Consider the following 18,512-nt stretch of genomic DNA (forward strand, 5'->3'; position numbering starts at 1 on the left):
ATACAGTCCCGGTCACGTTGGGTACGCCCTGTCACTACCGTGACGCCACGGTAGTGACAGGGCTGCCTTTGGCGCCCAGGTGTCGCCGGCACCACACCTGCCGGCGATCGGGCGGGGGTCCCTCCCGAACCCTCCCTGTGGCCTGCCATGCGCCAGGCCAACGGGAGCTAGGCACTCCCGAACCCAGCCCGTGCAGGCTTAGGGCCTCCGTTCCGGGTGCTCCGAGTGGTGCGCGCTCCGCACCCTCCTCTCCGACCTCCCAGCCTGCACGCCGCAGGCGGTTGGGGCTCCCGCCCCTCCGCCTACGGATCGCGTGGCGAGCGGCAGAAACAAAAAAACGCATCGCGCAAGCGATGCGTTTGACCGGATTCCTACCCGGTCTTCATCCTACCACCCCCACCCTTTGGAGGAAAGCACCTCTTGACCCCGTCGGTTGGCGTCGGGTTGCGCCTGGCCCTGCGTCAGTAGCTCAACGGTAGAGCGACCGGATTCCTACCCGGCGGATGCGGGTTCGAATCCCGTCTGGCGCTCCACATCATGGCTGCCCGCCGGTCTTGCCATGATACCCGACGCACCGAGGCGTAAAGAGGGTGCTTGATTTAGTAGTACCCCGCCCACGGATGGGTAGGATGATTATATTTCCTCTTGGGCTTCCCTGAGCCCGCACCAGACGCCTGCCGACGGGACAATCACGGGCCGCGCCTGGACAGTGACCGCATAGCGCTCACTGAGCCGCTGCACGATGCGGGCGGTAATGGCGTCGCGGGCGTTATCGCGGGCCGTGGCATCGACCGCCGCCCATGCCCGGGCCATGGCATCCGGCACCTCCGTCAGCACCTTACCGATGTGGTGCGCGATGCGGCTGCGGATGACCTGAGCGCCGTCACGGCTGAACACGAGCGTCACGGTGATGTCCCGTGCGATCGTCTCAGCCATCTGCGGGATGAGGTGAACATCCCGGCGACGGCTTTGGCCGCAGCCTGCAAAGCCGCGCACCGTCGTTTTGCGCAGGCAACCGAGGCTGATGCCGACATGAAGCTGGAGCGCCTGGAGCGGATCTTTGTGCATAGGGGGTGGCCTTTTTGGCTCTGAGACAGGATTTTGTTCCCATTATGTTCTCATGCGCCGCCAGGTCAATATGCACTCGGGCCACAGTCACAGCCGCGAAGCGTCGGCGCCTGCTTGTCAGGGTGCAGCGCTGGGCGCACCCTTCCGGCATGTTCCGATTACCGGCCACGTTGAAAGCCAAGGGCGAAGAGGCTGAAGCCTCATTCCGCGCCTGGCTCAACCAGTCCGGGGTTGCCTTCCTCTACGTCGAGCAGTCACCCCTGAACGTGCCCGACCGCCTCCGGGGGAAGATCAAGCGACCGGATTACCTGGTCGGCATTCCCCATGCAGGTATGATGGCCTTCGACGTCAAGGCGAAGTCCACCTACGATGAGCGCTTGCTGTTTGAGGTAGGCGAGGTGGACAAGCTCGCCTGTTTCGAGGCCTTTTTCCATATGACCGTGAACTTTGCCTGCCTCGATCTCTATGAGCCGGGGCACTTCTACTGGGTGCCCCTGCGCGCGCTGATCGGGCGCCCGATCGAGCCGCGTGGACGTGCCAGGGTCATGGCCATCCCGATTGCCGACGCGTTGAAGGTGGATATGGCAGAAGGGTTTCTCGGCGCCTACGGTCGCTTCAGCTTACGCTCGCTCGGCCTCTAACCCCCTAATTTGCAGGATTCACGGAATTGGCCAGCTCTGCCATACCGCTGTCCATTTCCTGTCGAAAGGAACTGCCCATGAGAATGCGCAAAGACCAGATTCCCGATTTCATTGAGGAGATTATTGCCACCGGATGCCCTATCACTGCCGTTGGTCACGATATGTATGTCTTCGCGGAGATCGATGCTCCCGAGGATGACGTTGACCGCATCGCGGGCGAGGTTCAGGCAATCTGCGATCGATACGGCGCCCGCGACCACCTCCTGCTTGAAATAGTGGCCCACCTCCGCAGCCTGGGCCGGTTCTATGACTTGAACGGTGAGACTCTGCATTGAGGGCAGCGCCTTGACCAGGCCGGGGGCAGTCGGTCTCGCATCTGAGTGAGTATCGGTGCCCACCAAGGTGGCTCGACACTAGGCAACACCCTGCTCTCAACGGATCTCAGCATGCGTCCAAGTGGCCCGCTGCAAAAGATCGGATGTCTTACCTGCCTTATTGCATATCTGGAACGGGGAGCGAGCTTTGATAGCTCAGGGGCGTGGCCCCTCGCGCGGGCAAGGGGGCGGTCTCCCGAGGCTCCGCGCTGCGCTTGTGCGCCCGCCGCCTGACACCCTTGCCCTTGCTACCCCCAGACCTCGCCGGTCAGGCAGGGTTGCATGAGGGTTCCTGCCCCTGCTTTTCAATAAAGCGCCCGAGGGCGCTGTTACCTTGGTGCAACCAATGAAGGCATAAACTTACATAAGACAATTGCGGAAATGCTGCGTTTCGTTTTTTCTACTCTCGTAAAAAGAAGAAAAAAAATGACTCTTAAGCAAAAGCTGTTTGTCTTTCTGTTCGCTATGGGCCTGCTGCCCATGCTGACTGTTGCGGGGATAAGCGTTCTACAAACGTCACGCTCCCTTGAGGCCAAGGGCAAGTCGGCTTTGATGTCCATACAAGGCGGATTCGTATCGTCGGTGGACATGTATTTCAGCACGTTGCATGCGCAAACGCGTAGTCTTGCGATGACCCCCAATGTTGTCAGCGCCTTAAAAGACTTTACGCAGGCTGTTGAGATTTTTGATCCCCAAGCGTCACCCTACGATGCCGCCAAATTGCAGGAGCGCTACCGTTATCAAGAGGAGAAAACCGACGGAGCAGCCGCTGGTGATGCCGAACGGTGGATACCTACTGAGGCTAAAGAGCGCGCCTTGCAGGGCCTCTATATCGGACAGAACACCAACCCGATCGGGGAGAAGCAGAACCTGACCAATCCGATGGACGGTTCGGCCTATAGCGCTTCCCACGCCAAATATCACGAATACTTCAAGGATATCGTCGAGGAATTCGGTCTGTACGATGTCTTCCTGGTAGACAAGGCCAGCGGGCGGATCGTGTATTCCATGTTCAAGGAAGTGGACTTCATGCGCAGCGTGAAGTCTGGTCCGATAGCTGAGACCCAACTGGCAAAGGTGGCCAACAAAGTGTTCAGTGAGGGCAAGGAGGACATGTCCTATCTCTCTGATTTTGCGAAATATATGCCGAGCTACAACGCTAAGGCTGGGTTCATTGCCAGTGGCATATTCGACAATGGGGAGATGATCGGGGCGCTGGTTATTCAAGTGCCGCTTGATGTGATTGCCAGCACGATGAAAACGGCAACCATCGTTGGTGAGACATCGGACGCCTATATCATGAATAACGAGGGTTCGTTTGTTACTCAGCCTTTCCGCCTTGCTGTGAAGCCAGGGGATAAGGGGCCAGCAGATATCATCGCCAAGCTTGATGCACTTTTGGGCAATGTTACCCCGTCCATTTTGTACTTCACGGGGTCCAATGGCCGCCCGGCGCTATCGGCAATCGGACCGGTGCATGTTCCCTATGAGTCAAGTCATAAGGCGGATTCCTCCAAGCTCTCCGTTAGCGAGCGGCTGCCCTGGCTTGTCAGTGTGCGTATCAGTGAAGACGAGCTGCTCGCAGATCTCTATCGGCAGATGATGATCAGCGGCATTGTGGTAGTCGTGAGTATCATCAGCATATTCGCCATGGTGTGGTTCAGCACGCGCCAGGTGATGCAACCGATCCAGCAAATTGCTGATGCAATGGACTCTATGACCGCAAGTATCCGCAAGCAGGTCTCCTCAATCCGTACCGCAATTGATGGTGTTGTGGCGGCAGCTGAGGAAACCAGCCATCAGTCGGTCGTGGTGAAGAAAAGCTCCCGACGGGCAGCAGAAAGTTCCTCGTCCGTGGCAGCGGCAGTTGAGGAGATGGATGCCTCAATCACCGAGATCAACCAGAACATGGCTGCCACCGATCACAAGATCTTCGAGGCTCAGCGCGAGGCAGAGGCTGCTGCGGGTGTCGTCAGTCGGCTTGAGGAATCCGCGACAAAGATTGCTGAAGTCCTGAACATCATCACGGATATTGCTGACCGCACTAACCTCTTAGCGCTGAACGCCGCCATTGAGGCAGCTCGCGCCGGTGACGCGGGTCGCGGTTTTGCCGTGGTAGCCGACGAGGTGCGTAAACTGGCTGAAAATACCATTACCGCCACCGAGGATATCACGGCCCAGGTGAACTCAGTGAAAACCACGAGCACCGAAGCTGCCGATGTATTGACGCGGATCAGAGATGCGGTAGGGGGCGTGCGCGAGAACGCAACAGCTGTATCTGCCGCTGTCAATCAGCAGAGTGTTGCAACCGGGGAAATCAGCCAGCGCGTCAGCGAAACTGTGAACGAGGTTCAACAGGTTGACCAAAACATGTCCGGCATCGAAGAGGCAGCCCATGACACCGGAAACTCGGTCAACGAGATGCTGGATGCCGTTCGCACAATGGAAGATCAGTTCGGGCGTGCCCAGCAGGAGCTAAATAAGACGCTTGAAACCGTTGGGTTAAAGGCGAAGAAATCCGCATGAAGCCGCCGCAAGATCCAATCGATATCATCAAGTTGCAAGCGAACAGTCTAGAGAACATCCAACTCTACATGATGCAGATGCGTGATCTGAACGGCAAAATGCTTGAATGCTATGGGAGCATCCACAGCATGTTCACCGACCTCGACGCACGACTTTCCAAGCTGGAGTCCGACTTCGTCGAGCTAAGGAGCGATCTCAGGGGGCAGAGGAAAGACTAAGGGGCGTTGCCCCTCGCGCGGGAAAGGGGGCGGTCTCCCGAGGCTCCGCGCTGCGCTTGTGCGCCCGCCGCCTGATACCCTTGCCCTTGCTACCCCCAGACCTCGCCGGTCAGGCAGGGTTGCATGGCTGCAACCTGCATTGAAAGAGGGATGTCAGCAAAAGTATTGTAAAAGTATTGGGTTTGTGCATAAGATGGGACAAAGGAGCTGAGTACATGGCGCGAGCAAAGACGTTTTCATTGGGAGACAATTACGACGGGATTCTCTCGGACCTCGTCAAGAATGGCCGTTTTGGTACGGAAACCGAGGCCGTGCGCGCCGGTATCCGCATGCTCGCCGACTATGAAATCAAGATGCAGGCCCTTCGCCATGACGTCATGGCTGCCGATGCTGAGATTGAGGCAGGCCTTGGTAAGGAGTACGCGAATGGCGCGGATCTCCTCAAAGACGTCATGAACGAAGGCTAAGACCATCAACCCGAAACGCCTCATCATCGCCCCCCTCGCTGTCCAAGACCTGCGGGGGATTCGGCGCTATATTGCCGAGAGCAGCCCTCATTACGCGCAGTAGTTCTTGGCCGACCTCACTGCCAAGATTGCCTGGATCGCCGAAACCGATTTTACCGGTTCGCCGCGTGACCACATCCTGGACGGCTTGCGCGGCTTCCCCTATCGCCAGCGCTGCATTTATTACCGCTCGTATCACGACCGCGTGGTGGTGCTCCGCGTCATGCACGGCGCGCAAGACATTAAGCCGCAGGATTTTGGGTGATAGTAGTTTTACATGGAAAAGGCCCCGTGAGGGGCCTTAATCCATTGCGGCCAGCGCTTGGCGCTGACCCCGGAGCGTTACTCTGATCAGAAAATACATCCGTTAGACTAAAGAGACAACACGCAATTCCTGGGGGGCGTTGCCCCTCGCGCGGGCAAGGGAGGGTTGCATGGCTGCAACCTATTTTTAACAAGAATCGTTCCTCTTATGTTCCGGGCGTGTTAGCCTTCATTTATGAAAGCCACAGCCACACAGAGATTGCGGATTGTCTCGTCTGATGTATCAAGCTTGCCAACAAGAATTGTGCACCCGAATCACAATCGCCAGGCTGGGAATCCGATGAAAACAGCGAAGGTCGTTCGCCAACCCCCGTTGAGCATCAGCGACAGCATGATATTCGAGGGGGACGCTTTGACCGTCCTGCAACGCCTGCCTGACCAGCAGGCTCAATGCATTGTCACCTCTCCCCCCTACTGGGGTTTGAGAGATTACAACATTGACGACCAGATTGGGCTGGAGCCTACCCTGCCCCAGTTCATCAACAGCCTCGTATCCGTTTTCCGTGAGGCGCGGCGGGTGCTGCGGGATGATGGCGTGCTCTGGCTGAATATCGGCGACGGCTTCACCAGCGGCAACCGTGGCTGGCGTGCCCCCGATAAAAAGAATCCTGCCCGGGCAATGTCGGTGAGGCCGAACACGCCCGAAGGCTTGAAGCCAAAGGATCTTATGGGGATACCGTGGCGCCTTGCCTTCGCCTTGCAGGACGATGGTTGGTATTTGCGGGCCGATATCATCTGGAACAAGCCCAACGCCATGCCGGAAAGTGTCAAAGACCGTCCGACGCGTTCTCACGAATACCTGTTCATGTTCTCCAAGCAGGAGCAGTATTACTACGATCGGGACGCGGTGAAAGAGCTGAATGGTCGGAACCTCCGCTCCGTCTGGAACGTCAACACCACGCCATTTCCCGGGGCGCACTTTGCCACGTTCCCGCAGAAACTCGTTGACCCATGCGTAAAGGCATCCACTCGCCCGGGTGACTTCGTCCTAGATCCCTTTTTCGGTTCAGGCACCGTGGGCCTGGCTGCGGAACAGCTCGGCCGGAGTTATGTCGGTATTGAGCTGAACCCAGACTATGTCGCCCTTGCTGCGGATCGCCTTCAGGCGTCCTCAGAGACGATTGTGCGGGTGGCAGCATGATTCCGGCACCCGACCTGCAAATTGAGTTTGCGGCCAACCTGGCTGAAGTGCGTAACCTGCTACTTCAGGACGCCCTCAAAGAAACCATCCGCACGCTGAATATCGCTGCATTGGATGCCGAGCTGGCGAAGTACGTCCCTGCCCACAGCCTGCAACTGATGGCAGGCTTTGGACTGCGCAGTGAGCTGATGTTCCCCACGCCCATGGTATTGAAGGCCAACCCTCGGCTTTTGGGCTACTACCGCCTTCTTTATGGCTACAGCCAGAAGGCGTTTTACGTTCCCGGGATAGCTGGCAAGTTTGTGAGCATGGAGACGCGCGGAGCCCTGAGGGCCGAGCTTAATGATGAGCTGGACGCCTTCTGCGAAGAAATGTGTGCAGCAGGGGCGCAGCTCCTGACCGGCATCCTGTCTCAGCCGGTCACGCTGTCTCTTCTCAACGAGCTGACTATCCTCACCCTGGGGCCGCAATGGCGCGGCGGCGCCAATAACCGCAAGGGCACCGCAGGAATCATCCAGGTCTTCAACGCGATCCGCGATATTGTGCAGGATCACCTCGTGACGGCTGACCCGCGTCGTATGACTGTCCGCAATGCGGCAGGGCGCACGGTGTTGATTGAGTTTGCATCAGACCCCGACATAGTTATCCGCGAAGAGATGCGCGCTGAGAGCTACCGCAACATTGTTGCGATCGAGGTCAAGGGTGGCGAGGACTTCTCAAACATCCACAACCGCATTGGCGAGGCCGAGAAGAGCCACCAGAAGGCAAAGGCGAACAAGTATGTAGAGTGTTGGACCGTCGTAAACGTCGATCGTATCGACATGGAAATGGCGGCCCAGGAATCCCCATCGACCAGCCAGTTTTTCCGTATCTCTAGCCTGGCACAGGCTGAAGGCGAGGAATACGAGAAGTTCAGGGACTTGGTTGTGGCCATGACTGGTATTCCGACCGCCGCCTGAGGTGCATTAGGTTCGAAGTGTTCCCTTTTGCCGGGCGTCAGCTCGCCACAGCTTCCGCCGCGCATCAGCCGTCTCCAGGTGGCGATATTTGCCGCCCGAAAACTTTGGCCAGTCCAGTGCCATACCAGCCCGCACAAGTTCAGCCGCCAAATCCCGACCATCGGAGAGATAGCACTCAGCTACGACCCTGTCATAGGAGAGTTCCGGTCGAATATGGGCCGTGACCGTCTGCCCCTTGCAGAGCTGCACCAGTGCCCATTTAGACTGTTTGCCGAATGGGTGATCGAGTTCCGGGGCATCGATCCCGGCAATGCGGATATGAGTCTTATCGATTACGATGGTGTCACCATCTACGACCCAGCATCGCCCTTGCAGGATGACCGGCGCCTGGTGGACAGGTTCCGGTGCATTGACGATGACAACAGGTACTTGTCGCGTTGGTCTCCGGCGGCGTGGCCTGAAGATCAAACGCATCAGAAAACGAAACAGCATACTTTTCCCCGCCCTCAACCAGAGCAAAATATGCAGTATTCTATTACGGCCTGCTAGCCCAGAGGTTGCATGTGATACCGGAGCTTGAGAAGGGGTCGTTTGCGGGAGGGGGCGAAATCCTACGCTAAGCCGAGAACGGCAACTACTACCTATGCGAACGCGTGTCTCAAGACGGTGTCTACGGCTGGGAATGGTATAAGGACTACACTCAACCGGTTGACCTCCCCGGATACTTCCGCGCTCCGCCCGTTCATAACTCCCCTATCCGCCTCTCCGAAGTCACCCGTGAATATGATTGGAGCCAGAACGGCTACCAGAACATCGGCCAGTGGATTGACATGGCCGCTCAGGACGCAGGCCACTAAGAAGCAGGGAGCAAGATTAGGGGTTGCTCCTGTAGTACCTACAGCATGTATGAAGGCGTCACCTATAACGACGCATGGATTCCATGACCAACGCCCTGCCCCGCTGGCTTCGGCCTCTTGCCCTCTCGGTTGCCGTGGTGGCCGCGCTTAGCGGCTGCACGCAGGTGATGAGCCTTGACGACCTGGGCGAGGCCTCGCCGCAGATCCCGGCAAAGCTCCTCGGCGAGATTGCGAAGAAGGGCATGACCACTGAAAGCCCGGTGCTGGTGCGCATCTTCAAGCAGGAAAGCGAGCTTGAGGTGTGGAAGCAGGACAAAAGCGGCCGCTACGCCCTGCTTAAGGTCTACCCGATGTGCCGCTGGTCCGGCAAACTCGGGCCGAAGACCCGGACCGGCGACCGCCAGGCGCCGGAGGGCTTCTATCACGTCTCGACCGGCATGCTGAACCCGAAGTCGCAGTTCTACCTGTCGTTCAATCTGGGTTATCCCAACCGTCTTGAAAGCGCGCTCGGTTACACCGGCGAGGCGCTGATGGTGCACGGCGCCTGCTCGTCGTCCGGCTGCTACGCGGTCACCGACCAGGGCGTCGGGGAAATCTACGCGCTGGTGCAGAAGGCGCTGGCAGGCGGGCAGGAGCGGTTTCAGGTGCAGGCCTACCCGTTCCGCATGACCGCCGAGAACATGGCAGGCCACCGCGACGACGCGAATTTCCCGTTCTGGCAGAACCTCAAGGAAGGTTACGACGCGTTTGAGTTGGCCAAACGCCAGCCCAAGGTCAGCGCCTGCGGGCGCCGTTACGTGTTCAACGCCACGTTCGAGAAAGACCCCACCAACCCCCTCGCCGCCTGCCCGCCGCGCAGTGAGGATAGCGACCCTGCGCTGACCGCCAGGCTCCAGGCCGAAAACCAGAAACTCACGAGCCTGTTGGCGAAGGACCGGCCGTCGCTGGTGACCGCCTACGCTGACGGCGGCATGCACCCGACGTTCCGCGCGTTGCTCAAGGAGAACGGCGCTGACAAGCTGGCGCAGAAGGTATCGAGCATTAAGTATCCCATCAGCCGCCCCGAGGCGGCGATGGCCGACCCCTACGCGGGCAAGCCCTGGACGCCCCCGGCCGAGCGCAAGCCGGAAGCAGCGTCGGCCGCCAAGGGCGACTAGGCGGGCCGCCCGGTCGTTCTGGTGAAAGACCGAGACAGGAGAAGTACCACGCCGATGCTGATCCAGACGTCAGCGAGATTGAAGATGAAGGGGTGCCAATCTCCCCAATGCAGATCGAGGAAATCCGTCACCACGCCCCTGCTCGCGCGGTCAAGGAAATTGGCCAACGCACCTGCCAGTATCACCGAGAGCGAGAGGCGCTCGTGGCCTCGCGCCCGGTAGGCCCACACCGCGAGGCCGAGGGTCAGCAGGCCCGTGAACACCAGCAGGGCCAGCTTGCCGCCGTCGTGGTCGAACGACAGCAGGCTGAACGACACGCCTTTGTTAAAGCTCAAGCGCAGCGAGATGAACGGCAGGAAGTCGGTGGCGGGGCCATAGGGTTCGAGGCTGGCCCGCGCCCACGCCTTGGTGGCGAGATCAACCGCCGCGCCCGCCAGAACGAGGAGCGCGCACAGACCGCCCCTCAAGCGCGCCGCGTTCCGGTGGCCTGGGTGAGGTCGGGCCACGGCGACTGCACCCACCAGACCACGCCCGCCGCTGCGACCACGGCCAGGTTGCCGATGGCGTCGTTGCGCGAGAACAGCCACACCGCGCGCACGTTGGCGTCGCCCTTGCGGTGCGGAATCAGCACCACGGCGGCGAGGATGTTGACGACACAGGCGACCGCCGCAAAGCCCGCCATGAGCATCGTCTGCGGCTCATGCTCGACGAAGATGCGGTAAAGGGTCGACCCGATGACGCCGAAGCCGAGCAGCGCGAGGAATATGCCCTGCAGCAGCGCCGCCTTGGCGCGGGCGGCAAGCCCCCAGCCCACGGCAATCAGGCCGAGGAACGAAATCATGCCGTCGCCGACGAAGTCGAGGGCGTCGGCCTGCAGGGCCTGCGAACCGGCGAGGAAGCTGCCGACGATTTCGACCACGCCGTAACCGGCATTGAGCAGCACCACGATCCACAGCGCGCGCTTGTAAGCGGGGGTGACGTGCGACAGGTCGGAGATATGGTCGTCGTCGTCGCCGTCAGCCTCCCCCGCCTCACGCAGCCGGTCGAGCTGGTAGCCGAGGCTGGTGACCGAGGTTTCGACCGCAGGCAGGCGCCGCGCCGGGTCATCCACCTCCAGGGTCATAATCTGCGAGGCGATGGACACCTTGACGTCGGCGACCCCCTCGACCTTGCGCGCGGCCCCCTCCACTTTGGCGGCACAGGACGAGCAGTCCATACCGGTGACATGATAGCGGACGGTACTTGCGGCTCTCATTTTCGGTCATTCCTCGCATTATTGATGGTGCCATGCTACAACCTGTAGCGACTACAGGAGCAAGCAAAAAATGCAGATCGGCGAACTGGCCCGGGTCTCGGGCGTCCACTTGGAAACCATCCGCTACTATGAACGCGAGGGCGTATTGCCGCGCGCAGCGCGGCAGGCCAACGGGCGCCGGGTGTACGCAGCGGCCGACGCGCAACGGCTGGGGTTCATCCGCCACGCCCGCGAGCTGGGGTTCGAGCTGTCCCAGGTGCGCGCGCTGCTCGCCCTTCAGGAGCAGCCGGAGGCCTCCTGCGCCGAGGCGAGCCGCATGGCCGAGGCCCAGCTTGAAGCGGTGGAAAGCCGGATCGTACGGCTGACCGCGCTGCGCGAGGAGCTGCGCCGCATGGTGGGGGAATGCCGCAAGGGTGCCGTGGCCGAGTGCCGCGTCATCGAGGTGCTGGGCGAGCCCGCCCCTACGCTTCCGGCGTGACTGGCAGGGCGCGCTTGTGCGCGCTGCCCCGGTAGGTGGCGAGGATGCGTTCGCGCGACGGCTCCGCAATCGCCTTGCCCTCAAGGAAATCGTCAATTTCGTCGTAGGTGACGCCGTAGGCATCCTCGTCCGGACGCAACGGCGCGTCGGATTCGAGGTCGGCGGTGGGCACTTTGTAGACCAGCTCCTGCGGCGCGCCGAGGTGGCTTGCGACCGCGCGCACCCGGCGCTTGGTCAGCCCCGAGAGCGGCAGAATATCAGCCGCACCGTCGCCGAACTTTGTGAAGAAGCCCATCAGCGCCTCAGCCGCGTGGTCGGTGCCAATCACCAGGCCGCGCGCGCCGCCCGCCAGGGCGTACTGCGCAATCATGCGTTCGCGGGCCTTGATGTTGCCGTGGTGGAAATCCAGCCGCGCCTGGTCGAACAGGTCGCCCACTTCGCGGCGCACCTCCGCCAGCATGGCGTCGGCGGCCGGTTTGATGTTGACGGTCACGGTGCGGTCGGGGCGGATGACCGCCAGCGCCTTCTGCGCATCGGCTTCATCCGCCTGCACTCCGTAAGGCAGGCGCACGGCGATGAACGTGGCCTCATGGCCATGGTCGCGCAGGCGCTCGACCGCCCGCTGGGCGAGCAGGGCGGCAGTAAGACTATCAACCCCGCCACTGATGCCGAGGACATAGGCGCGCATCGCGGAGGCGCGCAGGTAGTCGGCCAGGAAGGTGATGCGGCGTTCGGTCTCAAAGGCCGCGTCGAAGGAAGCGGGCACGCCCAGCGTGCGGATGATATCAGCCTGTTCGTCGCCCATGAGAAATCCTTCTTTTTGCAACAAGTAATACAAGGTCTGGCGAAAAAGTTCCTGACCTGAATGGCATTTGATGCAGAACTTAGGATTTATGCAACAATCCTCGCCTCCCCTGAAATCAAGCTGTTGCGCGTTGCATAAGTCCGTTGCACAATGAGTGCATGATTTACGGGTATGCGCGAGTATCGACAGACGGACAAACACTGGATGCCCAGCTTGAGGCGTTAAATGCGACTGGAGCGGAAAAGATCTTCGCGGAAACCGCGAGCGGGGCGAAGAGTGACCGGGCGCAGCTCGCCCGGCTGATGCAGGCAGCGCAGGACGGTGACACCGTTGTGGTGACACGGCTCGACCGCCTAGCTCGATCGACCCGCGACCTCTTGAACATCCTCGGGACCTTTGCCGAGCGTGGCGTGGCGTTCCGTTCCCTCTCCGATACTTGGGCCGACACCACCACCCCCCACGGGCGGCTCATGCTGACCGTTCTGGGTGGTTTGGCGGAGTTTGAGCGCGAGCTTATCAAGAGCCGTACCAGCGAAGGCCGCAAGCGGGCCAAAGAACGCGGCCAGGCGTTTGGGCCTAAGCCGAAGCTGACCCCTTTCCAACGCCAGGAGGCCTTGCAGCGAAAGGCGGCGGGTGAAGCCGTGCGGGAGATTGCGAGGTCGTACAATGTCAGCGGCAGCACGATATCGCGGCTGAAAGATCTGTAGCGTTACAGCGTTATAACGCTGTGCTGGAACTGGTCGCAAATTTCATCCTGTCAGTTGGGCCGTTAGCACCGGATCGCATGAGCCTTTGGACGTTTACGCAGTGCGTGGCAATTCACGCACGGCGTCCATGGAGCATCTGACATGACCTATTCGCAGGAAATCTTTGGTACCCGAGGTTCCGACCGGATCGAAGCGCGGGACGCTATTGTCGTCGGTAACGACGGCAATGACGTTATCACCAGTCTCGGCAATGTCCTCGCCTACGGCGAGAACGGCAACGATACTGTCGTTGCCGGTGTGACGGGCGGAAAGACCGAGTTTGTTGGTGCCGCTGGCATCGACACTCTCCAGGTCGAAGCTGGCACCTTCGAACTCCAGGCTTGGGGTTATCCCGAAGGAATCGTCCGGATTGACGTGGCGGGAACAGGTGTCCCTGCCATCGAGGCATGGGGTATCGAGATCGTCAAATTTCTCGACGGCTCTGCCATGTTCAACCTGCAGACAGCTGAAGGACTCACGGCGGCAGCCCTCTATGAGGCTGCCTTCGATCGCCGCCCGGATTCCGGAGGCATGGAGTACTGGATGACGAGTGCCAAACCTGCACAGCAGATGGCACGGGACTTCATCGGCTCGGCCGAAGGTCAGACGGCCTTCGGTGGGCTCAGCAACCAGGACTTCGTCGAAACCCTGTACCAGAATGTATTGGACCGGGAAGGCGAGGCTGGCGGTGTCCAGCATTGGACATCGCAGCTTGAGGCGGGTGCCCTCGATCGCGGTGACGTTTTGGCGAGCTTCGCTCTCTCTGACGAGAACGTGGCCCTGATCGGGCAAATGAACCCGTCAGGCTGGCTTCAGAACTTCGCCGCCTAAATCCCCACTGCCGTACGGCTATCGACATGGAGCGGCCCTTTCGAGGGCCGCTCTTCTTGTGACCAGAACATCACAGACCCGCTTGCGAATGCCCTTCCCTGTCAGCCATCACTTTTGTTGCGTGATATATAAGAACTTATGAAAACACAGATTGCATTCGCTTTAGCTTTTCTCGTAGGCACGAGCCTCTCTCACGCGCAGGAGCGCTCAGCCGCAGGCACGACCGAAACCCAAATGACGTGGAGCGCCCTCAAGGCCCTGACCGACCAAGCCAGAGACGAAGCGAGAGCGGCACATACAAGGCTCGATGTGCTCGTCAGCTGCGGCAAGAAAAAGATGTTCTACGCCCCCGGTGCAGCTGGCGCCGATACCCAAGGTTGCCTCGCACCGACGACAACAGCAAGCGCGCCAACCCCAACCCCAACCCCTACACCAACACCAACTCCTACCCCCACACCTACACCAACGAAAACCCTACAAGCTATCGGTGGTGGTAACTGCAGCCCCTTCTATTGTGCTGCCACGAAAAGCACCCACTGCGGCGGTCCCGGAACTGGTTGCAACAGCTCATGGACATTCTGGGGTGTTGGCAAGAGCGGCGGCTGCGCCGAGGGCACATCAACTTATGGCAGCGGCGGCTACAGCTTCACCTGCTATGGATACCGCTAATACTTCAAAGTGTCAGGTTAGCTTGCAATACTGCCTATAAGGCACCATGAAAAGCACCCCCTACATCTGCCTCTCACTGGCACTCATAACGCTCCCGGCACTATCAAATGCCCAAGAGCGTTCAGCCGGTGGGCCGGTCGAAACCCAAATGACCTGGAGCACACTCAAAATCCTGACAGACCAAGCCTCGGACAAAGCCGACGCGGCCCACTCGCGGCTGGACATGATGGCCGCCTGTAACCGCAAACGCATGTTCTACGCCCCCGGCGAGGCTGGCGCCGATAGCCAGGGCTGCCTCTCCGGCGCAACCAATACCGTCGTCAACAACGTCGTGAACAACCCCTCGCAACCGCGCGCCACGGCCTCCACCCCAACGTGTACCGCATCGCCCTTGGTGTGTCAGGCATATGCCACCAACACCGGGCGCGTGCCGGACAAGGCAGGTGCGGCCTTTTGGGAAGGGCGCGTTGACCAGCTGAAGGCAAGCGGCCTGACGCAAGGCCAGATTGCGGCCCAGATTAACAGCGAAATGGAAACCACCAAGGAAGTGAAGGCTTATCAGGCTACCGGCAAAGCGATTCAGATCACCTCAAACCCTGGTACTCAGTTCTGTAACGGTTCCACCAAGTGCGGTGAAAGTGCTGCGACAAGCAAACAGGTCAGCAACGCCTCAACGCTACAGGATATCTATAAATCCAGCTTGGGACGTGCGCCGGATGCTGCTGGTGCGGCTTACTGGCAATCCCAGATGGACAAAGGCATGACCGCCAAGCAGGTGGAAGCTGCCATCAAAGCATCGGCCGAAGCGCAGAAGAAGAAATAGGCTGGGGATAGGCTCTACTGCCCTACCTCATGTCTTTAGTGCGCTGGGTAGGACTTTTAAGCCTTTCCTTCTAGCATGTACCCGGGGTCACGCCTGTGACACTGGTGGTAATGGCACAAGAAGGGCCGCTAGTACCGCCTACGCTGATGAAGGCAGTGTTTGACGGGATACTGGACCAGCTCACCTCAATCGGCACAGTAGAAAACCCTGATTGGTCAGCAAGACGTGCTGTGTCACCGACTTGACCTGAAGCACCGTCTCCCCAGCAATAGATTTGCCCGTTTGAACGACGGCCACAGCTGTGACTGCCTCCCGCAGCAATGGCGGTCCAGTCGGTCCAACCGCCCAGCACCAGGCTGGGTGAGGTGCGGTTGGTGGTACCACCGTCACCCAGTTGACCGTTGGTGCCCACCCCCCAGCAGTACGCTATGCCACTACGCACCCCGCAGCTGTGGTTAGCTCCGGTAGCAATAGTGGTCCATGTAGTCCAACCGCCCAACACCAGGCTGGGTGAGGTGCGGTTGGTGGTACCACCGTCACCCAGTTGACCGCTGGTGCCCAACCCCCAGCAGTAGGCTATGCCACTGCGAAGACCGCAGCTGTGGCTAGTTCCCGCAGCAATAGCGGTCCAGTTGGTCCAGCCACCCAACACTAAGCTGGGTGAGTTGCGAGTGGTGGTGCCACCGTTACCCAGTCGCCCGCTACCGCCAAACCCCCAGCAGTAGGCGGTGCCGTTGCGCACGCCGCAGCTGTGGCTCCCCCCCCCTGAGATGGCGCTCCAGTCAGTCCAACCGCCCAGCACCAGGCTGGGTGAGATGCGGTTGGTGGTACCACCGTCACCCAGTTGACCGTTGGTGTTCACCCCCCAACAGTAGGCGGTGCCATTGCGGAGGCCACAACTGTGGCTCCCACTCCCCGAGATGGCGCTCCAGTCGGTCCAGCCACCCAACACAAGGCTGGGTGAGGTGCGGTCGGTGGTGTCGTCACCGTTACCCAGACGACCGGCACCGCCAAACCCCCAGCAATAGGCGGTGCCGTTGCGGAGGCCACAGCTATGAATACTCCCAGCCGCAATAGAGGTCCAATCTGTCCAGCCGCCCAATACAAGGCTGGGGGACGTTACATAACTACTGACGGAGCCGTCACCTATCCGACCGTTACCCGGACTTCCCCAACAGTAAGCGGTGCCATTGCGCACGCCGCAGCTATGAGAACTCCCAGCAGCTATGGCAGCCCAGTTAGTCCAGCCACCCAATACAAGGCTGGGGGACGGGCGACTGGTAATGGAGCCTTCGCCTAGTCTCCCATTAGCGCCAGCACCCCAGCAATAGGCCGTGCCGTTGCGCACGCCGCAGCTGTGATAGACTCCGGCAGCGATGGCGGTCCAATCGGTCCAACCACCCAGAACTAAACTTGGTATGGTACTGTCGTTGTAGGAGCCGTTACCTAGTTGAGCGTTACTACCCGCCCCCCAGCAGTAGGCGGTGCCGTTGCGTATGCCGCAGCTATGAAGGTTGCCGGCAGAGATGGCGGTCCAGTCGGTCCAACCACCCAGCACCAAGCTCGGGGACGTGCGACTACTAGAGGCGCTGCCATCACCTAACCGACCATTACTAGCAGCACCCCAGCAATAGGCGGTGCCGTTGCGCAAGCCGCAGCTGTGAACGTTCCCAGCCGCGATGGCCGTCCAATCGGTCCAGCCACCCAGTACTAGACTGGGAGACGTACGGGTGGTGGTGGTGCCGTCTCCTAATTCAGAGTTACCATTAAACCCCCAGCAGTAGGCGGTGCCGTTGCGTAACCCACAGCTATGCGCCCCTCCAGCCGCGATGGCGGTCCAATCGGTCCAACCACCTAACACCAGGCTAGGAGACGTACGGTCAGAAGTGTCACCGTCACCCAATTTACCGCTACTACCAGACCCCCAGCAGTAGGCGGTGCGATTGCGCACCCCGCAACTGTGGCTATTTCCGCCCGCAATGGCGGTCCAATCGGTCCAACCGCCGAGTACCATGCTGGGGGACGTGCGGGTGGTAGTGCCACCGTCACCTAGTCGACCGCCACCACCAAAGCCCCAGCAGTAGGCGGTACCATTGCGTAACCCACAGCTATGCACCCCTCCAGCCGTGATGGCGGTCCAATCGGTCCAGCCACCCAGTACTAGACTGGGAGACGTACGGGTGGTGGTGGTGCCGTCTCCTAATTCAGAGTTACCATTAAATCCCCAGCAGTAGGCAGTTTCCACTGTGATCACTCTTGACTGCTGGCACCAGAACGCCACTCCCCCGGAAAACGCATGTAGGCGTGGGGCATGGAAGGCTAGGACGGCAAAGAGAAGGATGAATAAAAACCGCATATTGCCAGACTGACGTAATGCAGCACCTACGTCATCCCACATGCCTACAGCTTCAGCAGCGAATAGCTTATCCTGGCTACATAAGAGCTTTCCGGTGATGAGCCCGAGACGATGCGGCCCACCTACGCGAGGGGGTGACGGGCATCCATGCCCTGCCCGCACCAACCGAGTTGGGCAGGACACCCCTCCCCTCCCCCGCGTCCTTCGGTGGCGCGCTTCTGCGCATCAACCAACGAAAGCAAAAGCCATGACCAACGCTAAAACTGCCCGCATCGCCGAACTGAACGACATGCTGCGGACAACCTTCCTCACCGGCAAGGTTTTGTTGACCGAAGGCATCAGGGATCTGCCCGACACCCTGCAAAGCTCCGTCATCGAGGCGGTGCAGACGTTCCAGGCCTTCACGCCTGACAATGATCCCCACGGCGAGCACGACTTCGGCGCACTGACCGTCGAAGGCCATAAGGTCTTCTGGAAAATCGATTACTATGCGCCCGACATGCTGCACGGTTCTGACGACCCGGCAGACCCCAAACAGACGCGTCGCGTACTGACCATCATGTTGGCGGAGGAGTATTAGGCTCCCCCTGCCCTGCCCCGTGCCGTTGGTGGCGCGGGGCAACTTTGTTACGTTGGGGCATGAAAGAGGATCTGGTCTTGTATGTCCTGCTCGGCTTGCTGGCCGTGGGCGCGATCACTGCGGTGGTCGGCAACCTTATCCGGCTGCTTGCATGGGCGGGATTCGACGCTATGTAACTCTATAGCGTTGTGACGCTTT

Annotated in this window: 21 protein-coding genes and 1 tRNA gene; 16 read left to right on the top strand and 6 right to left on the bottom strand. The window is 60.1% G+C overall.

Features of this window, described 5'->3' with window-relative positions; genetic code table 11:
- Positions 1–458 precede the first annotated feature (458 nt).
- A tRNA-OTHER gene (locus ACQKP1_RS25545) sits at positions 459–533 on the top strand.
- A 100-nt stretch (positions 534–633) separates the two neighbouring features.
- Here the strand turns inward: ACQKP1_RS25545 and ACQKP1_RS25550 are convergent.
- Positions 634–1,068: a hypothetical protein gene (locus ACQKP1_RS25550; RefSeq protein ID WP_427277467.1), complete on the bottom strand. Its 435-nt coding sequence runs from the start codon at positions 1,066–1,068 to the stop codon at positions 634–636.
- A 149-nt stretch (positions 1,069–1,217) separates the two neighbouring features.
- On the opposite strand from ACQKP1_RS25550, the gene ACQKP1_RS25555 reads away from it, so the two are divergent.
- The 8 genes from ACQKP1_RS25555 (at position 1,218) to ACQKP1_RS25590 (ending at position 7,757) form a co-directional block, all read left to right on the top strand.
- Complete coding sequence (locus ACQKP1_RS25555) at positions 1,218–1,709, top strand: hypothetical protein (RefSeq protein WP_427277468.1); 492 nt, start codon at positions 1,218–1,220, stop codon at positions 1,707–1,709.
- A 77-nt stretch (positions 1,710–1,786) separates the two neighbouring features.
- A complete protein-coding gene (locus ACQKP1_RS25560) occupies positions 1,787–2,044 on the top strand; it encodes a hypothetical protein (protein ID WP_427277469.1) in 258 nt (85 codons plus the stop codon).
- A 420-nt stretch (positions 2,045–2,464) separates the two neighbouring features.
- Entirely contained in the window at positions 2,465–4,609 is a 2,145-nt protein-coding gene (locus ACQKP1_RS25565; protein WP_427277470.1) for a methyl-accepting chemotaxis protein, read from the top strand.
- Positions 4,606–4,827 carry a hypothetical protein gene (locus tag ACQKP1_RS25570; RefSeq protein WP_427277471.1) on the top strand — a complete coding sequence of 74 codons (222 nt, stop codon included), beginning with the start codon at positions 4,606–4,608 and terminating at the stop codon, positions 4,825–4,827. Before ACQKP1_RS25565 ends, ACQKP1_RS25570 begins: the two co-directional genes overlap by 4 nt.
- Positions 4,828–5,042: 215 nt before the next feature.
- Positions 5,043–5,294, top strand: coding sequence for a type II toxin-antitoxin system ParD family antitoxin (locus ACQKP1_RS25575; RefSeq protein WP_427277472.1), 252 nt, complete (start codon positions 5,043–5,045; stop codon positions 5,292–5,294).
- A 106-nt stretch (positions 5,295–5,400) separates the two neighbouring features.
- On the top strand, positions 5,401–5,598 hold the full coding sequence (locus tag ACQKP1_RS25580) for a type II toxin-antitoxin system RelE/ParE family toxin (RefSeq protein ID WP_427277473.1): 198 nt from the start codon (positions 5,401–5,403) through the stop codon (positions 5,596–5,598).
- Between the two features lie 339 nt (positions 5,599–5,937).
- Positions 5,938–6,798, top strand: a complete 861-nt coding sequence (locus ACQKP1_RS25585; RefSeq protein ID WP_427277474.1) for a DNA-methyltransferase — start codon at positions 5,938–5,940, stop codon at positions 6,796–6,798.
- Positions 6,795–7,757, top strand: coding sequence for an XcyI family restriction endonuclease (locus tag ACQKP1_RS25590; protein WP_427277475.1), 963 nt, complete (start codon positions 6,795–6,797; stop codon positions 7,755–7,757). The genes ACQKP1_RS25585 and ACQKP1_RS25590 overlap by 4 nt, the downstream gene beginning before the upstream one ends.
- Positions 7,758–7,763: 6 nt before the next feature.
- Here the strand turns inward: ACQKP1_RS25590 and ACQKP1_RS25595 are convergent, their stop codons facing one another.
- Positions 7,764–8,249 carry a thermonuclease family protein gene (locus ACQKP1_RS25595; protein ID WP_427277476.1) on the bottom strand — a complete coding sequence of 162 codons (486 nt, stop codon included), beginning with the start codon at positions 8,247–8,249 and terminating at the stop codon, positions 7,764–7,766.
- Between the two features lie 161 nt (positions 8,250–8,410).
- On the opposite strand from ACQKP1_RS25595, the gene ACQKP1_RS25600 reads away from it, so the two are divergent.
- The gene (locus tag ACQKP1_RS25600; RefSeq protein ID WP_427277477.1) at positions 8,411–8,614 is read left to right on the top strand and encodes a hypothetical protein; all 204 of its coding nucleotides are present in this window, start codon (positions 8,411–8,413) and stop codon (positions 8,612–8,614) included.
- Positions 8,615–8,697: 83 nt separating this feature from the next.
- A complete protein-coding gene (locus ACQKP1_RS25605; RefSeq protein WP_427277478.1) occupies positions 8,698–9,771 on the top strand; it encodes a hypothetical protein in 1,074 nt (357 codons plus the stop codon).
- Here the strand turns inward: ACQKP1_RS25605 and lspA are convergent.
- A complete protein-coding gene (gene lspA / locus ACQKP1_RS25610) occupies positions 9,768–10,238 on the bottom strand; it encodes a signal peptidase II (RefSeq protein WP_427277479.1) in 471 nt (156 codons plus the stop codon). The genes ACQKP1_RS25605 and lspA overlap by 4 nt on opposite strands.
- A complete protein-coding gene (locus tag ACQKP1_RS25615; RefSeq protein ID WP_427277480.1) occupies positions 10,235–11,026 on the bottom strand; it encodes a cation transporter in 792 nt (263 codons plus the stop codon). The genes lspA and ACQKP1_RS25615 overlap by 4 nt, the downstream gene beginning before the upstream one ends.
- Positions 11,027–11,096: 70 nt before the next feature.
- Between ACQKP1_RS25615 and ACQKP1_RS25620 the strand changes: the two genes are divergently transcribed.
- On the top strand, positions 11,097–11,504 hold the full coding sequence (locus ACQKP1_RS25620) for a MerR family transcriptional regulator (RefSeq protein ID WP_427277481.1): 408 nt from the start codon (positions 11,097–11,099) through the stop codon (positions 11,502–11,504).
- On the opposite strand, the gene nadE is transcribed toward ACQKP1_RS25620, so the two are convergent.
- On the bottom strand, positions 11,488–12,309 hold the full coding sequence (gene nadE, locus ACQKP1_RS25625) for an ammonia-dependent NAD(+) synthetase (protein ID WP_427277482.1): 822 nt from the start codon (positions 12,307–12,309) through the stop codon (positions 11,488–11,490). The genes ACQKP1_RS25620 and nadE overlap by 17 nt on opposite strands.
- A 158-nt stretch (positions 12,310–12,467) precedes the next feature.
- Here nadE and ACQKP1_RS25630 point away from each other — a divergent pair, with 158 nt between their 5' ends.
- The 3 genes from ACQKP1_RS25630 to ACQKP1_RS25640 all read left to right on the top strand — a co-directional run bounded on the left by ACQKP1_RS25630 (position 12,468) and on the right by ACQKP1_RS25640 (position 15,378).
- A complete protein-coding gene (locus ACQKP1_RS25630) occupies positions 12,468–13,016 on the top strand; it encodes a recombinase family protein (RefSeq protein ID WP_427277483.1) in 549 nt (182 codons plus the stop codon).
- Between the two features lie 141 nt (positions 13,017–13,157).
- Positions 13,158–13,886, top strand: a complete 729-nt coding sequence (locus ACQKP1_RS25635) for a DUF4214 domain-containing protein (protein WP_427277484.1) — start codon at positions 13,158–13,160, stop codon at positions 13,884–13,886.
- A gap of 817 nt (positions 13,887–14,703) precedes the next feature.
- Complete coding sequence (locus tag ACQKP1_RS25640; RefSeq protein WP_427277485.1) at positions 14,704–15,378, top strand: DUF4214 domain-containing protein; 675 nt, start codon at positions 14,704–14,706, stop codon at positions 15,376–15,378.
- Positions 15,379–15,448: 70 nt separating this feature from the next.
- Here the strand turns inward: ACQKP1_RS25640 and ACQKP1_RS25645 are convergent, their stop codons facing one another.
- Positions 15,449–17,776: an RCC1-like domain-containing protein gene (locus ACQKP1_RS25645; RefSeq protein ID WP_427277486.1), complete on the bottom strand. Its 2,328-nt coding sequence runs from the start codon at positions 17,774–17,776 to the stop codon at positions 15,449–15,451.
- Between the two features lie 205 nt (positions 17,777–17,981).
- Between ACQKP1_RS25645 and ACQKP1_RS25650 the strand changes: the two genes are divergently transcribed.
- Entirely contained in the window at positions 17,982–18,314 is a 333-nt protein-coding gene (locus ACQKP1_RS25650; RefSeq protein WP_427277487.1) for a DUF3768 domain-containing protein, read from the top strand.
- Positions 18,315–18,512 lie beyond the last annotated feature (198 nt).

Source organism: Allorhizobium sp. NPDC080224 (genome assembly GCF_050281005.1).
Classification (GTDB): Bacteria; Pseudomonadota; Alphaproteobacteria; order Rhizobiales; family Rhizobiaceae; genus Allorhizobium.

Bases quoted from the DNA above. Each gene is read 5' to 3' on its own strand.
- ACQKP1_RS25650 (WP_427277487.1), top strand. From the start codon at position 17,982: ATGACCAACGCTAAAACTGCCCGCATCGCCGAACTGAACGACATGCTG.
- ACQKP1_RS25575 (WP_427277472.1), top strand. From the start codon at position 5,043: ATGGCGCGAGCAAAGACGTTTTCATTGGGAGACAATTACGACGGGATT.
- ACQKP1_RS25595 (WP_427277476.1), bottom strand. From the start codon at position 8,249: ATGCTGTTTCGTTTTCTGATGCGTTTGATCTTCAGGCCACGCCGCCGG.
- ACQKP1_RS25550 (WP_427277467.1), bottom strand. From the start codon at position 1,068: ATGCACAAAGATCCGCTCCAGGCGCTCCAGCTTCATGTCGGCATCAGC.
- ACQKP1_RS25605 (WP_427277478.1), top strand. From the start codon at position 8,698: ATGACCAACGCCCTGCCCCGCTGGCTTCGGCCTCTTGCCCTCTCGGTT.
- ACQKP1_RS25565 (WP_427277470.1), top strand. From the start codon at position 2,465: ATGCTGCGTTTCGTTTTTTCTACTCTCGTAAAAAGAAGAAAAAAAATG.
- ACQKP1_RS25620 (WP_427277481.1), top strand. From the start codon at position 11,097: ATGCAGATCGGCGAACTGGCCCGGGTCTCGGGCGTCCACTTGGAAACC.
- ACQKP1_RS25630 (WP_427277483.1), top strand. From the start codon at position 12,468: ATGATTTACGGGTATGCGCGAGTATCGACAGACGGACAAACACTGGAT.
- ACQKP1_RS25570 (WP_427277471.1), top strand. From the start codon at position 4,606: ATGAAGCCGCCGCAAGATCCAATCGATATCATCAAGTTGCAAGCGAAC.
- ACQKP1_RS25590 (WP_427277475.1), top strand. From the start codon at position 6,795: ATGATTCCGGCACCCGACCTGCAAATTGAGTTTGCGGCCAACCTGGCT.
- ACQKP1_RS25645 (WP_427277486.1), bottom strand. From the start codon at position 17,776: ATGTGGGATGACGTAGGTGCTGCATTACGTCAGTCTGGCAATATGCGG.
- ACQKP1_RS25615 (WP_427277480.1), bottom strand. From the start codon at position 11,026: ATGAGAGCCGCAAGTACCGTCCGCTATCATGTCACCGGTATGGACTGC.
- ACQKP1_RS25635 (WP_427277484.1), top strand. From the start codon at position 13,158: ATGACCTATTCGCAGGAAATCTTTGGTACCCGAGGTTCCGACCGGATC.
- ACQKP1_RS25640 (WP_427277485.1), top strand. From the start codon at position 14,704: ATGACCTGGAGCACACTCAAAATCCTGACAGACCAAGCCTCGGACAAA.
- nadE (WP_427277482.1), bottom strand. From the start codon at position 12,309: ATGGGCGACGAACAGGCTGATATCATCCGCACGCTGGGCGTGCCCGCT.
- ACQKP1_RS25585 (WP_427277474.1), top strand. From the start codon at position 5,938: ATGAAAACAGCGAAGGTCGTTCGCCAACCCCCGTTGAGCATCAGCGAC.
- ACQKP1_RS25560 (WP_427277469.1), top strand. From the start codon at position 1,787: ATGAGAATGCGCAAAGACCAGATTCCCGATTTCATTGAGGAGATTATT.
- ACQKP1_RS25555 (WP_427277468.1), top strand. From the start codon at position 1,218: ATGTTCCGATTACCGGCCACGTTGAAAGCCAAGGGCGAAGAGGCTGAA.